At 62.5% G+C, this 13,566-nt stretch carries 13 protein-coding genes; 4 read left to right on the top strand and 9 right to left on the bottom strand.

Features of this window, described 5'->3' with window-relative positions:
• Positions 1–96 precede the first annotated feature (96 nt).
• The 8 genes from ahpC to RS694_RS06110 form a co-directional block, all read right to left on the bottom strand.
• On the bottom strand, positions 97–660 hold the full coding sequence (gene ahpC / locus RS694_RS06145) for an alkyl hydroperoxide reductase subunit C (RefSeq protein WP_029706893.1): 564 nt from the start codon (positions 658–660) through the stop codon (positions 97–99).
• A 172-nt stretch (positions 661–832) separates the two neighbouring features.
• Positions 833–2,344: a tripartite tricarboxylate transporter permease gene (locus RS694_RS06140; protein WP_029706894.1), complete on the bottom strand. Its 1,512-nt coding sequence runs from the start codon at positions 2,342–2,344 to the stop codon at positions 833–835.
• A gap of 12 nt (positions 2,345–2,356) precedes the next feature.
• Positions 2,357–2,845, bottom strand: coding sequence for a tripartite tricarboxylate transporter TctB family protein (locus tag RS694_RS06135; protein WP_029706895.1), 489 nt, complete (start codon positions 2,843–2,845; stop codon positions 2,357–2,359).
• Positions 2,846–2,913: 68 nt separating this feature from the next.
• Entirely contained in the window at positions 2,914–4,701 is a 1,788-nt protein-coding gene (tfpB, locus tag RS694_RS06130) for a type IV pilus assembly ATPase TfpB (RefSeq protein WP_029706897.1), read from the bottom strand.
• Positions 4,698–5,456, bottom strand: coding sequence for a class I SAM-dependent methyltransferase (locus RS694_RS06125; protein WP_029706898.1), 759 nt, complete (start codon positions 5,454–5,456; stop codon positions 4,698–4,700). The genes tfpB and RS694_RS06125 overlap by 4 nt, the downstream gene beginning before the upstream one ends.
• A 6-nt stretch (positions 5,457–5,462) precedes the next feature.
• Positions 5,463–6,308 carry a TatD family hydrolase gene (locus tag RS694_RS06120; RefSeq protein ID WP_029706900.1) on the bottom strand — a complete coding sequence of 282 codons (846 nt, stop codon included), beginning with the start codon at positions 6,306–6,308 and terminating at the stop codon, positions 5,463–5,465.
• Positions 6,309–6,317: 9 nt separating this feature from the next.
• Positions 6,318–7,043 (bottom strand): lipoprotein-releasing ABC transporter ATP-binding protein LolD, encoded by a 726-nt coding sequence (gene lolD, locus RS694_RS06115; RefSeq protein WP_029706901.1) that lies wholly within the window; start codon positions 7,041–7,043, stop codon positions 6,318–6,320.
• A 64-nt stretch (positions 7,044–7,107) separates the two neighbouring features.
• Positions 7,108–8,367, bottom strand: coding sequence for a lipoprotein-releasing ABC transporter permease subunit (locus RS694_RS06110; RefSeq protein WP_029706902.1), 1,260 nt, complete (start codon positions 8,365–8,367; stop codon positions 7,108–7,110).
• 36 nt (positions 8,368–8,403) lie between these two features.
• On the opposite strand from RS694_RS06110, the gene RS694_RS06105 reads away from it, so the two are divergent.
• Both RS694_RS06105 and recJ read left to right on the top strand, forming a co-directional pair.
• Complete coding sequence (locus tag RS694_RS06105; protein ID WP_051391783.1) at positions 8,404–9,366, top strand: hypothetical protein; 963 nt, start codon at positions 8,404–8,406, stop codon at positions 9,364–9,366.
• The gene (gene recJ / locus RS694_RS06100) at positions 9,363–11,072 is read left to right on the top strand and encodes a single-stranded-DNA-specific exonuclease RecJ (protein WP_029706905.1); all 1,710 of its coding nucleotides are present in this window, start codon (positions 9,363–9,365) and stop codon (positions 11,070–11,072) included. Before RS694_RS06105 ends, recJ begins: the two co-directional genes overlap by 4 nt.
• On the opposite strand, the gene RS694_RS06095 is transcribed toward recJ, so the two are convergent.
• Positions 11,069–11,611: an HD domain-containing protein gene (locus RS694_RS06095; RefSeq protein ID WP_152528788.1), complete on the bottom strand. Its 543-nt coding sequence runs from the start codon at positions 11,609–11,611 to the stop codon at positions 11,069–11,071. The genes recJ and RS694_RS06095 overlap by 4 nt on opposite strands.
• A gap of 110 nt (positions 11,612–11,721) precedes the next feature.
• Here RS694_RS06095 and phnC point away from each other — a divergent pair, with 110 nt between their 5' ends.
• Positions 11,722–12,525 carry a phosphonate ABC transporter ATP-binding protein gene (gene phnC / locus RS694_RS06090; protein WP_051391784.1) on the top strand — a complete coding sequence of 268 codons (804 nt, stop codon included), beginning with the start codon at positions 11,722–11,724 and terminating at the stop codon, positions 12,523–12,525.
• 35 nt (positions 12,526–12,560) lie between these two features.
• Positions 12,561–13,511 (top strand): phosphonate ABC transporter substrate-binding protein, encoded by a 951-nt coding sequence (gene phnD / locus RS694_RS06085; protein ID WP_029706908.1) that lies wholly within the window; start codon positions 12,561–12,563, stop codon positions 13,509–13,511.
• Positions 13,512–13,566: the final 55 nt, after the last annotated feature.

The following is a 13,566-nucleotide window of genomic DNA, read 5'->3' as shown; positions in this document are numbered from 1 at the left end:
ACGGAGCACAGGAACCGGAACGTACACCCGTACGTGAGGATTCCGAGCACCGCCCAACGCCGCGCATGACTCGCGCAGTAGCTTCGGTGGTATCAATCAGATCTTGCCGACCAGATCCAGCGACGGAGTGATGGTCTTTGCGCCGTCATTCCATTTGGCTGGGCACACTTCACCGGGGTGAGCGGCGGTGTACTGGGCAGCCTTGAGCTTGCGCAGGGTTTCCTTGACGTCACGGGCGATTTCGTTGGAATGGATTTCCAGCGTCTTGATCGTGCCTTCGGGGTTGATGATGAAGGTGCCGCGCAGTGCCAGGCCTTCTTCGTCGATATGCACGTCAAAGGCGCGTGTCAGCGCATGGGTGGGGTCGCCCACCAGTGGGAACTTGGCCTTGCCAACGGCTGGGGAAGTCTCATGCCACACCTTGTGTGCGAAGTGGGTGTCGGTGGTGACGATGTAGACCTCAGCACCGGCCTTTTGGAACTCGGCGTAGTTGTCAGCGGCGTCTTCCACTTCGGTGGGGCAGTTGAAGGTGAAAGCGGCAGGCATGAAAATCAGCACAGACCATTTGCCCTTGAGGCTTTCGTTGGACACGGTCACGAACTTGCCGTTGTGAAAGGCTTCCGTCTTGAAGGGCTGAACTTGGGTGTTGATCAAAGACATGGTGATTTCCTCTTGAAGTTGCTGTTCCAAACATGAACAGGTTGAATCTTAGGCCCTGCGCACCATGTTTTGGTTTGATTGATCCAATGAAGCGCATTGGTTTTTCCTATGAGCCCTAAAAACAAAAGGCACCCGAAGGTGCCTTTTGTTGGTGAGTCCGAATGCGTGGATATCAATCCTCGACAAACGCCTCTTCCCGCTTCGATTTGACAGACGGCATGAGCACCACTGCCAGCAGCAGCACCGCAGCAGCCAGCAGACCGGCAGACAGCGGACGTGTCAGGAACACGCTCCAGTCACCGCGGCTGAGCAGCAGGGCCCGGCGCAGATACTCTTCCATCATCGGCCCCAGAATAAAGCCCAGCAACAACGGCGCAGGCTCCGCACCCAGCTTGATGAACAGGTATCCGATGAAGCCAAAGATGCCCACCATCCAGATGTCAAAGGTGTTGTTGTTGGTCGAGTACACGCCAATCGCGCAGAACAGCACGATGGACGGGAACAACCAGCGATAAGGCACGGTCAGCAGCTTGATCCAGATGCCGATCAGCGGCAGGTTCAGCACGACCAGCATCAGATTGCCGATCCACATCGAGGCAATCAGGCCCCAGAACAACTCGGGGTTGCTGGTCATGACCTGCGGACCGGGCTGGATGTTGTGGATCGTCATGGCACCGACCATCAGCGCCATCACCGCATTGGGTGGAATACCCAGGGTCAGCAAGGGGATGAAAGAGGTTTGTGCACCTGCGTTGTTGGCCGCCTCAGGGGCTGCCACGCCGCGGATGTTGCCCTTGCCAAACGGCACTTCACCCGGACGCAACTTGGTCTTCTTCTCCAGGGTGTAGGCCGCAAAGGCCGCCATCACGGCACCGCCACCGGGCAGGATACCCAGGATCGAGCCCAGGGCCGTACCGCGCAGCACCGCTGGAATCATGTTCTTGAAGTCTTCCTTGGTCGGCATGAGTCCCGAGACGGAGGCCGTAAAGACCTCGCGTTCGCTCTCATGTTTGGACAGGTTGCTGATGATTTCACCGTAGCCGAAAACGCCCATGGCAATGACGATGAAGCCAATGCCGTCAGTGAGTTCGGGGATGTCAAAGCTGAAACGGGCCACGCCCGAGTTCACGTCGGTGCCGACCATGCCCATGAGCAAGCCCAGCACAATCATGGCCACCGCTTTGAGCAGGGAACCGGAAGCCAGCACCACAGCGCCGATCAGGCCCAGAATCATCAGCGAGAAATACTCTGCTGGGCCGAACTTGAAGGCCAACTCGGTCAGCGGGGCCGCAAAGGCCGCCAGGATCAGCGTACCGACGCAGCCAGCAAAGAACGAACCCAGACCGGCGGCTGCCAGCGCGGGACCGGCCCGGCCATTGCGCGCCATCTGGTAGCCGTCAATCACCGTGACGACGGAAGACGATTCGCCTGGGAGGTTCACCAGAATCGCCGTGGTGGAGCCACCGTACTGGGCGCCGTAGTAGATACCGGCCAGCATGATCAGCGCGGCCACGGGTGGCAGTGCGTAGGTGGCAGGCAGCAGCATGGCAATGGTGGCCAGAGGCCCGATGCCAGGGAGCACGCCAATGAGGGTACCCAGCAGACAGCCGACGAAGGCGTAAATCAGGTTCTGAACGGTGAACGCAACACCAAATCCGAGCGCGAGGTTATTAAACAGATCCATGGTGGGGCTCTCTCAGAATTTGGACAAAACGGGCCATACCGGGAACTGCAGCTTGAGCAGCACGATAAAGGCGAGGTAGCTCATCACGGCCAGTATGGTGGCCAGAACGACGACTTCCTTGAACTTGAACTCATCACCGGCATTGCTGGAGATGAAAGTCAACAGGAAGATGCCAATGATCAGCCCCAGGGGAGGCAAGCCAATACTGGGCAGGCCACCGATGCAGACGCCAAACACCAGATTGGCCATGATGATGAAAAACAGCGGCTTCCAGGCGAACTTGCCGACCTTGTCACCGTCCACGGTTTCCACCACCAGGGCCGTAAAGGTGATCACCCCACCCAGAAATGCCAGCAGGATGCCGAGCACCAGGGGAAAGTAACCGGGCCCCATGCGTGCACCGTTACCCAGGGTGTAGCCTGTCGCACCCCACGCAAAGGCCACTCCAACGCCCATAAACATAAGACCTGAAAAAAAGTCTTTTTGGCTTTTTATATTCAAAACGTGTCTCCTCAAATTTTGACCAGTTGCGCATTTTGCACGGAAAACCCCTCGATTCCTCAGGCTTTTCAACTCAGGGGTGGTGTGGACGTCAATACTTCTTCAATAACCGTCTGGCCTTCGGCCACGCGCAAAGCACCCGCCAGACGCAAGGGGCGCATGCCGTCAGCCACGGCCTGGCGGCGCAGGGCATCCATGCTGGGGTCTGCACTGACCTTGGATTTGAAGCCTTCGGTGACCACCAGCAGCTCGTACAGGCCCATGCGGCCCATGAAACCGGTCATGCGGCAATCCACACAACCCACCGGCTTGTACGGCTTGTAACCACCATTGATCTGCCAGGGCTTGACCAGCTCGCCCAATGCCTCGCGCGGTGTCTCTTCGTCACGCACCCGGCATTGCTTGCACAGGGTGCGCACCAGGCGCTGCGCCAGCACGCCCAGGAGCGTGGCATTGATCAGGTAAGGTGGAATGCCCAGCTCCATCAGGCGCGTGACGGCCGAGGGCGCGTCGTTGGTGTGCAGGGTAGAAAACACCAGGTGGCCGGTCAGCGCGGCCTGCACCGCCATCTCGGCGGTTTCCAGATCGCGGATTTCGCCGACCATGATGATGTCCGGGTCCTGCCGCATCAGCGCACGCAGGCCCTGGGGGAAACCAAAATCCAGTTGCGGCTGCACCTGGGTCTGGTTAAAGGCCGGCTCGATCATTTCAATCGGGTCTTCCACCGTGCTGACGTTGACCTCTTCGGTGGCGACGCGTTTGAGCGTCGAGTACAGCGTGGTGGTTTTGCCGGAGCCCGTGGGACCGGTCACCAAGATGATGCCGTGCGGGCGTTTCACCAGCGCTTCCCAGCGCGTGGCGTCGTGGGAGGTGAAGCCCAGCGCATCCAGGTCCTTCACCGCGTTGTCGGGGTCAAAAATACGCATCACCATCTTCTCGCCAAAGGCGGTGGGCAAGGTGGAAATCCGCATTTCAATTTCATCACCGCGCGGGTTGCGCGTCTTGATGCGGCCATCCTGCGGGCGGCGTTTTTCAATCACGTCCATGCGGCCCAGCAGCTTGATGCGTGCCGTCATCGCGTTGAGAACGCCCATGGGCATCTGGTACACCGGGTGCAGCACACCGTCGATGCGGAAGCGGATCACGCCCTGCTCGCGGCGCGGCTCCAGGTGGATATCACTGGCGCGCTGGTCAAAGGCGTATTGCCACAGCCAGTCCACCACCTGCACCACGCCCTGGTCATTGGCGTCGAGCTGTTTATTGCTCTTGCCCAACTCCACCAGTTGCTCAAAACTCGCGCCGTTGTTCACACCCGACTTGCTGGCCGCGCGCACCGACTTGGCCAGTGCATAAAACTCGGCGGTGTAGCGGTGAATCTCTTGCGGGCTGGCCACTACGCGGCGCACGCCGCGGCGCGATTGGCGCTCTACCTCGGCCACCCAGTCGGCAATAAACGGCTCAGCCGTGGCCACGGTGATTTCGGTGGAGGTCACCACCACCGGCAAAATCTTGTGGCGCTCGGCATAAGCCGCGCCCATGGCGTCGGCCACTTTGCCCACATCGACCTTGAGCGGATCGATGCGCAGATAGTTCAACCCCGCGCGTCCTGCCAACCACTGCGTGAGTGTCTCGATATCCAGCGCCTTGCCGTCGGAGACACGCCGCATGGAGACACTGGCCAGGCGCACCAGCGGATGCTGCGCACTCTCGGCCTGGGAGCAGCGGGCAATGGTGCGCTGAGCCTCTTCGTCAGAAATGACGGCATCGTGGTGCAGCCACTCCACCAGCTTGCGCCAGTCCAGGGGCCCGGAGTACACGGCGGCAGTTGCTGCGGGACGTTTAGGGCTTGTACTCATGGTGTCACCGGCTTGAAAACACGAATCCATTTGTCTGCGGGCAAGCCCCATTGGGCCTTGATGACTTCAGCCCGCTCGGCCCAGAGGGCCCGCTTGGGGCGCGAGGGTGTGCGCTGGGCCAGCACGACGGTATTGCCCTCGCGGGTGGATTTAAACGCCCACAAAGCGTCTTTGCCAAACGCTGCAGAGATCTTGTCCACACTCTTCTGGTAACTGGAGCTGCGGCCAAACAGGTTTACCGTCATGCAACCCTCCTCCGTCAGCGTGTTGCGGCAGTCGGCGTAGAAGTCGGTGCTGTCGAGCACGGGCGCTGCGGCCTCTTCGTCATACAAGTCCACCTGCAGCGCGTCCACTGCACCCAGCCAATGCGGCTGGCGGATTTCCTGTGCGGCGTCGCCCAGCACCACCTGCATGCGTGCGTTGTCGGCCGGCAGCTTGAACCAGCCGCGGCACGCATGCAACACCTGTGGGTTGAGTTCAATCGCCGTGGTCTTCATCTTCAGTTCCTTGTGGCAGAACTTGGTGAGCGAGCCCGCGCCCAGCCCCAACTGCAGCGCCTGGCGTTTGCCAACCGTCGCTGGGTCGACAAACAACAGCCAGGCCATCATGCGCTGGATGTACTCGTGCACCAGCACCGTCGGCGCATCCACCAGCATGGAGCCCTGAATCCATTCACTGCCCAGGTGCAGGTGCCGTATCGGCCCCTCTTCGGAGAAATTCACTTCGGGGTGTTGGATGGGTTCTTTTCTGGGCATAGGGATTTATACCAGCAGCGCGCCAAGACGCGGCAGCGCCGCACAGGCGTTTTGCGTGGTGGCCTCTGCCAGCGCTTCCACCGGCATGCCACGCAACTGGGCCACCACCTCGGCAATACGCGGCAACTCGCCGGGTTCATTGCGCCCTTGTGGCTGGCCCTGGGCGCGCTGCTCTGCCGTGGCGTACAGCCAATGCGGCGGGATATCGGGCGCATCGGTTTCCAGCACGATGGACTCCAGCGGCAAGGTCTTGGCCAGATGGCGCAGTTGCAATGCACGCTCAAACGTCACCGCGCCGCCAAAGCCCAGCTTGAACCCCAGGCGGATGAACTCCTGCGCCTGCACTTCGCTGCCGTTGAATGCATGGGCAATGCCCGTCCACGCCGGGCCGTGGCGTGACAGATCGCGCAGGTGTTTGAGCAGCCGATCGGCCGAGCGGCGCACATGCAGCACCACCGGCAGGCCGTACTGGCGCGCAAGCCGGAGCTGGGCGCGGTAAAAATTTTCCTGTTGGGTGCGCTGCGGCTCCTGCTGCAGCGCGGGCACAAAGTAGTCCAGCCCGATCTCCCCGACGCCCACCAAGCGTGGGTCACTGTGGCGTGCGGCCAATTCCGCCTCCAGCAGCGCCAGATCACCGGGGTTGGCGCGTGGCACGTACAGCGGGTGAATGCCCAGGCAATAGCTGTCACCCGTGGCGTGGGCCAGGGTGCGCACCGCATCGAAATTGCCCACTTCAACCGCTGGAATCACGCAATACGCTACACCTTTGATAGCAGCCCGCGCACGTACCTCCTGGGCTAGTGGCCCAAACTCCCATGCATCGAGATGGCAGTGGGTGTCGATCCAGCGCACGGCGCGCCCTTAAGCGGCAAGCGTGTGGTCCGGCACCAGTCGCCCGGTTTCCAGGTGCAACTGGCGGCTGCAGCGCGCGGCCAGCGTGCCGTCGTGGGTGACCAGCACAAAGGCCGTGCCCTGGTCACGCGCCAGTTGCAGCATCAGCGCAAACACGCCGTCAGCGGTGCTGCGGTCTAGGTTGCCCGTGGGCTCATCGGCCAGCACACAGTCGGGGTTGGTGACCAGTGCCCGGGCTATCGCCACACGCTGGCGCTCCCCGCCCGACAGCTCGGCCGGCCGGTGGTGGGCGCGGTCTTTCAGTCCTACAGCCGCTAGCATTTTCATAGCTGCTTGCGCAGCATCGGCGGGGGCTACACGCCGAATTGTCAATGGCATGGCGACGTTGTCCAGCGCGCTGAACTCCGGCAACAGGTGGTGGAACTGGTAGACAAAACCCAGATGGCGGTTGCGCAAACGGCCCTGTTCGGCAGCGCTTAGGCCTGCCAAGGGCTTGCCGTGCAACACCACACTGCCGCTGGTGGGCGCATCCAAACCACCCATCAAGTGCAGCAAGGTGCTTTTGCCAGAGCCCGAGGCACCCACGATGGCCAGGGTTTCACCCCGACGCACATCCAGGTCCACGCCCTGCAGCACCGTCACATCCAGGCGCCCTTCATGAAAGCGCTTGGTCAGACCGCGCACCTGCATGAGCAGTTCTCCTTGGCCCGCACTGGCAGCGGGTGATTTGCCCATATCGGCCACCCATTGGTAGTGCGCGGCCGCCAGGGCACCTGGCACCTGGGGCGTGTTGGTGGTATCACTCATAACGCAAGGCCTCCGCAGGGTTGACCTGGCTGGCACGCCAGCTCGGGTACAGCGTGGCCACAAAAGCCATCAACAGGGAAATCAGCGCCACGGGCACGATATCGGCCTGCTGCGGGTCGCTGGGCATGCGGCTGATCAGGTAAATGTCTTTCGGCAAGAAGCTCGCGCCCAGCGCATGCTCCAGCGCGGGCACGATCACATCAATGTTGAACGCAACACCCAAGCCCAGCAGCAGCCCGGCCAGCGTGCCGATCACACCGACCATGGCGCCCTGCACCACAAAAATCCCCATGATGCTGCCCGGGCTGGCACCCAGCGTGCGTAGGATGGCAATGTCGGCACGTTTGTCGGTCACCGTCATCACCAACGTGGACACCAGGTTGAACGCGGCCACGGCCACGATCAGCGTGAGGATGATGAACATCATGCGTTTTTCCACCTGCACCGCGGCAAACCAGGTGCGGTTCTGGCGTGTCCAGTCGCGCAGCAGCAGGTCGCCGGTCATGGTCTTGCTCAGCTCGTCGGCCACCTGGCGCGCCTGGTGCAGGTCGCGCAGTTTCAGGCGCACGCCCGAGGGGCCTTCGAGCCGGAATATCTTGGCCGTGTCTTCCACATGGGCAAAGGCCATGGCCGAGTCGTATTCAAAGTGGCCCGAGTCAAACGTGCCCACCACCGACATCTGCTTGAGCCGCGGCACCACACCAGCCGGTGTGACCTGCCCGCTGGGCGCCACCAGCGTGACCTTGTCGCCAGCGCGCACGCCCAGAGAACGCGCCAGCTCGGCCCCCAGCACCACCCCAAATTCGCCCGGCACCAATTGCGCCAGCACGGCCGCCTGGGCGCCCGACGCGAGGTCAGTCACCTCATGCTCCAGCGCCGGGTCAATGCCACGCACCATCACGCCACGCATGTCTTCCCCGCGCGCCAGCAAGGCCTGCGCGGCGATGAACGGTGCAGCACCAATCACCTGCGGATTCGCCTTGGCCTGGGCCAGCGTCTGCTGCACATCGGGCAGTGCCTGGCCACCTGCGGCGTAGATCTCGATGTGCGAGACCACGCCCAGCATGCGGTCACGCACTTCCTTCTGGAAGCCGTTCATCACACTGAGCACAATGATCAGCGCCGCCACCCCCAGCGCAATGCCCAGCATGGAGACACCCGAGATGAAAGAGATAAAACCGTTGCGCCGGGTGGCGCGGCCGGCGCGGGTGTAGCGCCAGCCGATGCGGAGTTCGTAAGGAATTTGTTTCACCCTTGAATTGTGGCATCCATGCGGGACAATCGCCCCATGCACACCTTGATCACCCATGCGGCACCTGCCGGCCCCCAGTGCCAGCAGGCGCTGGCACATCTGGCCCTGCCCCATCTGGGCCGCCTGCTGCAGGTGCTCACGCCCGGTGAGCGGCTGCAGGGCCAAGCCGGCGATCACACGCCCATCCACGAGCGCGTGCTGGCAAATGCCATGGGCCTGGCAGGCGCCGATGGCCTGCTGCCCTGGGCCGCGCAGGATGCACACCGCCTGGGCCTGACCGCGCTGCATGGCCCCGACGGATGGGCCTGGGTCACGCCCTGCCACTGGGACGTACACAGCGACCACGTGGCCATGGCCGATCCGCAAAAGCTCAGCCTCACGCCGCGTGACGCAGAAACCCTCTACCTGGCCATGCAGCCCTACTTTGCCGAGGACGGCATCACCCTGTTCCCGCATCCGCTGGGCCATGCCTACACGCGCTGGCTGGCGCACGGCGCGGTATTTGCCAATCTGCCCACCGCATCGCTGGACCGGGTGGCGGGCCACACGGTGGATGCCTGGATGCCACGCCAACCGCAAGCGCAGCCCATGCGCCGCCTGCAAAACGAAATGCAGATGCTGCTTTACACCCACACCGTCAACGAGCACCGCCACAACACGCAGTTGCCCAGCGTCAACGCCTTCTGGGTCAGCGGCACCGGCACGCTGCAAGACGCAACCAGCACGGCGCAGCAAGACAGCGTGTGTTCGGTGCGCGACGCCTTGCGTATTCCCGCGCTCAACGACGATGCTGCGGCCTGGGTCACTGCCTGGCACGCGCTGGACGCCACGACGCTGGCGCACGATGTACAGCGTCTGCAAAACGGCGAAGCCGTGCGGCTCACCCTGTGTGGTGAAACCCAGGCGCTGACCCTCGAACCCCATCCTCTTTCCACCTGGGAGCGGCTGCGCCGACGCATGCTGCCGCTATCTGCCATTGATCTATTGAAGTCTCTATGAACATCGTCCCCCGCGACATCCCTCCACGCTCCGTCTGGGCACTGGAGCAGGCCGGCATCCACCCGCTGCTGGCACGCCTGTACGCCGCACGCGGCGTGACCGGTACCGACGAACTCGACGACGCGCTGGGCAAGCTGCTGCCGCCCGCCACCATGCTGGGCCTGGACCGCGCCGCCGTGTTGCTGGCCGATGCGATTGCCGCCAACAAACGCCTGTGCATCGTGGCCGACTACGACTGCGATGGCGCCACCGCCTGTGCCGTGGCCATGCGCGGCCTGCGCCTGCTGGGCGCGCAGCATGTCAACTACCTGGTGCCCGACCGCGTGGTCGACGGCTATGGCCTGACTGCCCCCATCGCCCAGCGCGTGAAAGACCAGGGCGCGGATGTGCTGATCACCGTGGACAACGGCATCGCCAGCGTGGACGGTGTGGCCAAAGCCAAAGCACTGGGGCTGCAGGTGCTGGTGACGGACCACCATTTGCCCGGGCCTGCGCTGCCGGATGCCAATGTGATCGTCAACCCGAACCAGCCCGGCTGCCCATTTGAGAGCAAATCCATCGCCGGTGTCGGCGTGATGTTCTACACACTGTTGGCCCTGCGCAGCGAGCTGCGCGCCCGTGGTGTGTTTGATGCCGCGAGCCAGCCCAAGCTGGACACGCTGCTGCCGCTGGTGGCACTGGGCACCGTGGCCGATGTGGTGAAGCTGGACGCGAACAACCGCCGCCTCGTCGCTCAAGGCCTAAAACGGGTCCGGGCCGGCTCCCTGCCTGCGGGACTAGCTAGCCTTTTTGTAGCATCCAGCCGGGTAGCGGCCGTAGCCACCACCTTTGATTTTGGTTTTGCACTGGGCCCGCGCATCAACGCCGCCGGCCGTTTGAGCGACATGACACTGGGCATTGAATGCCTGCTGACCGACGATACGGGCCGCGCCGACGAACTGGCCAAAACGCTGGACGGTATCAACCGCGAGCGCCGCGTGATCGAAGGCGACATGCGCGAGCAGGCCATGATGATTGCCGAGAGCCTGTTTGACGAAGGCGACGAGCCGCCCCCCGCGATCTGTGTGTTTGACCCCGATTTCCACGAAGGTGTGGTCGGCATCGTAGCCAGCCGCATCAAGGACAAGCTGCACCGTCCGAGCTTTGTGTTTGCGGCCAGCGCCGCACCGGGCAAGGAGCATGAGCTCAAAGGCTCGGGCCGCAGCATCCCTGGCTTCCATCTGCGCGATGCACTGGACCTGGTGGCCAAGCGGTATCCCGGCGTGCTGTTGCGCTTCGGCGGCCACGCCATGGCGGCAGGCTGCACCATTGCGGAAGAACATTTCGACGATTTCGAGCAAGGCCTCAACGAGGTGGCGCAGGAATGGCTGGACGCCGCCACACTCACGCGCCGCCTGGAAACCGATGGCCCGCTGAACCCGGAATACCGCCGCGTGGACCTGGTCGACACCCTGCACAAGGAAGTCTGGGGCCAGGGCTTTGCCGCGCCCACCTTCAGCGAAGAAGTGGAAGTGGTGTCACAACGCCTGGTCGGCGAGAAGCACCTGGCCTTGAAGCTCAAACACCAGGGCCAGCCCGTGGATGGCATCTGGTTTGGCCACACCGATCCGCTGCCAGCCAAGGTGACGCTGGCGTTCCGGCTGGATGCGGACGAATGGAATGGCGTGCGGCGTGTGCGCTTCCTCGTGGAAGGCGCGGAAATTTAGGCCGCCTGCAACACCCGCGCAATCAAGGTCTGCAACTCGCCGCAGATTCTTTCCTCGTCCACCAGCGGCCAATCCATGCGTTTGGACACATCGTCCCAGACACGCAGCCGCTGGGCATCCATGCAGTGGGGATTGGCTTCAAACCGCTGGCACTCCTCGGGCGACATGGGCCCACCCTGCAGGGCCAGACTGCGAACGGAGTCCGCGGAAAGCCTCGCGCGATAGCCCGGAATGCTGGCCACCATGTAGCGCTTGGCCTCCACATGCCAGCGCACCGGCTCGAACACCGCTTCCGGAAAATGGCTGGATAACAAACGCGCACCGGACTCCTCGTGCCGGTCGTCCACACCTTGCAGTGTCGGCGTGTCGCCCAGACCCGTGACCAGGTGGCCCGCGTCATGCAACCAGGCTGCCAGTTGCAATGCGGGCAAGGCGTTGGCCTGCAATGCCAACTGGCCGCACTGCCAGGCATGTTCCAACTGGGTCACCCCTTCTCCGTCGTAACTCAAGTGACCGTGCGCGCGAAAGAGGAGGACCATGGCATGTTCTTGCATGGTTCCAATGGTGCCGCAACCATTTGCCAGTTGTGTGACAACGCCGCGTCAGCCCTGTCACAAAGAGGTCACACAGTCTGTCAACAATGCCGGGCATGACCGTTGCCCCCGCTATCCGCATTGCCCACGCCAGTAAATCCTTCAACCGCAAGACCCAGGCCCTGAACGACATCAACCTCACCATACAGCCTGGTGAGTGTGTCGGTCTGCTGGGCGCCTCCGGTTCCGGAAAGTCGACCCTGCTGCGCAGCATTTGCGGGCTGGAACGGCTCGATGGCCAGCACAGCGAGGTCAGCATCTTTGGCAGTCCCCTGCAGTCGGCCGGTGCACTGAGTTCCAACATACGCGCCATGCGCCGGCACACCGGCATTATTTTTCAGCAGTTCAACCTGGTAGGTCGCATGAACGTGCTCAGCAATGTGCTGACCGGCTTGCTGCCGCGCATGCCCCTGTGGCGCAGCCTGTCGGGCCGGTTCACCCATGCCGAACGCCTGCAGGCCGTGCAGGCGCTGGACGCGGTCGGCCTGGCGGACTACGCCTTGCAGCGCGCCTCCACGCTGTCCGGTGGGCAGCAGCAGCGCGCCGCTGTGGCACGTGCGCTGGTGCAAGGCGCACGCATTCTGCTGGCAGACGAACCCGTGTCCTCGCTGGATCCGGAGAGCGCCCGCCGCGTCATGGATTTGATGCACCACCTCAACCGCAGCCAGGGCATGACGCTGGTGGTCAGTCTGCACAACGTGGCCATGGCGCGCAAGTACTGCGACCGCATCGTTGCCCTGCGGGGTGGCGAACTGGTGTTTGACGGCCCACCGCTGGAGCTGGACGACACACGTTTGCGCCACCTGTATGGCGCCAGCTCGGAAGAGCTGCTGATGGACCCGGCCGAACTGGCAACCTGACTTTTCAGCCTGATTTTTCACCCAAGGAGACTTTCATGACTTTGTCCCGCATCCTGGCAGCCACCGTGCTTGCCGCCACCAGCTTCAGCGCTTTCGCGCAGGAAATCAGTTTTGGCATCATCGCCACCGACTCGGCCAGCGTGCAACGCGAGCGCTGGGAGCCCTTCTTCCGCGACATGGAGAAGAAGACCGGCCTGACCGTCAAGTCCTTCTACTCCCCGGATTACGCCGGCGTGATCGAAGGCATGCGTTTCAACAAGATCCAGGTGGCCTGGTATGGCAACAAGGCCGCCCTCGAAGCGGTGGACCGCGCCAACGGCGAGGTGTTTGCCCAACTCATGTATGCCGACGGCACCTTTGGCTACCGTGCACTGCTGATCACGCAGAAAGACAGCCCGTACAAGAGCCTGGACGACGTGCTGAAGAACAGCAAGTCCATCAACTTCGGCATTGGCGACCCCAACTCCACCTCCGGCTTCCTGGTGCCCAGCTACTACGTGTTCGCCCAGAACGGCGTGGACCCCCGTACCGCGTTCAAATCGATTCGCAATGCCAGCCACGGCGCCAACATCCAGGCCGTACTGGCCAACCAGCTCGACGTCGCCACCAACAACACCGAGGAAATCGACAAACTCGAAGCCACCAAACCCGAGATGTTCGAAAAACTGCGCGTGATCTGGAAGAGCCCCCTGATCCCGAGCGACCCATTGGTGTACCGCAAGGACCTGGACCCCGCCGTCAAGGCCAAGATCAAAAACTTCGTTCTGGGTTATGCCAAGACCGATGCCGCTGAGAAATTGGTGCTCAAGAACATCCTGAACTACGGCGGATTCCGCGAATCCAATAACGACCAACTCATCCCCACGCGTCAGTTGGAGCTGTTCAAGGACCGCCGTAAGGTGGAAAACGATGAACAGTTGGCAGCCGCAGACAAGGCCAAGCAATTGGCTGATATCGACAAGAAACTGGCCGCGCTGGGCAAATAAGCCATGGCAGACACCCGCCTCGAACAATTGGCCCGGGAGTCCGTATCCAGCCGCA

The organism is Rhodoferax saidenbachensis (assembly GCF_001955715.1).
In the GTDB taxonomy this organism is placed as follows: Bacteria; Pseudomonadota; Gammaproteobacteria; order Burkholderiales; family Burkholderiaceae_C; genus Allorhodoferax; species Allorhodoferax saidenbachensis.
Note: the sequence above shows the minus strand (reverse complement) of the source record. Positions and strands in the feature narration are given on the sequence as shown.

Excerpts from the sequence above, each read along its gene's own strand:
- ahpC (WP_029706893.1), bottom strand. The coding sequence starts at position 660 with ATGTCTTTGATCAACACCCAAGTTCAGCCCTTCAAGACGGAAGCCTTT.
- RS694_RS06140 (WP_029706894.1), bottom strand. The coding sequence starts at position 2,344 with ATGGATCTGTTTAATAACCTCGCGCTCGGATTTGGTGTTGCGTTCACC.
- tfpB (WP_029706897.1), bottom strand. The coding sequence starts at position 4,701 with ATGAGTACAAGCCCTAAACGTCCCGCAGCAACTGCCGCCGTGTACTCC.
- RS694_RS06125 (WP_029706898.1), bottom strand. The coding sequence starts at position 5,456 with ATGCCCAGAAAAGAACCCATCCAACACCCCGAAGTGAATTTCTCCGAA.
- lolD (WP_029706901.1), bottom strand. The coding sequence starts at position 7,043 with ATGGGCAAATCACCCGCTGCCAGTGCGGGCCAAGGAGAACTGCTCATG.
- RS694_RS06105 (WP_051391783.1), top strand. The coding sequence starts at position 8,404 with ATGCACACCTTGATCACCCATGCGGCACCTGCCGGCCCCCAGTGCCAG.
- recJ (WP_029706905.1), top strand. The coding sequence starts at position 9,363 with ATGAACATCGTCCCCCGCGACATCCCTCCACGCTCCGTCTGGGCACTG.
- RS694_RS06095 (WP_152528788.1), bottom strand. The coding sequence starts at position 11,611 with ATGGTCCTCCTCTTTCGCGCGCACGGTCACTTGAGTTACGACGGAGAA.
- phnC (WP_051391784.1), top strand. The coding sequence starts at position 11,722 with ATGACCGTTGCCCCCGCTATCCGCATTGCCCACGCCAGTAAATCCTTC.
- phnD (WP_029706908.1), top strand. The coding sequence starts at position 12,561 with ATGACTTTGTCCCGCATCCTGGCAGCCACCGTGCTTGCCGCCACCAGC.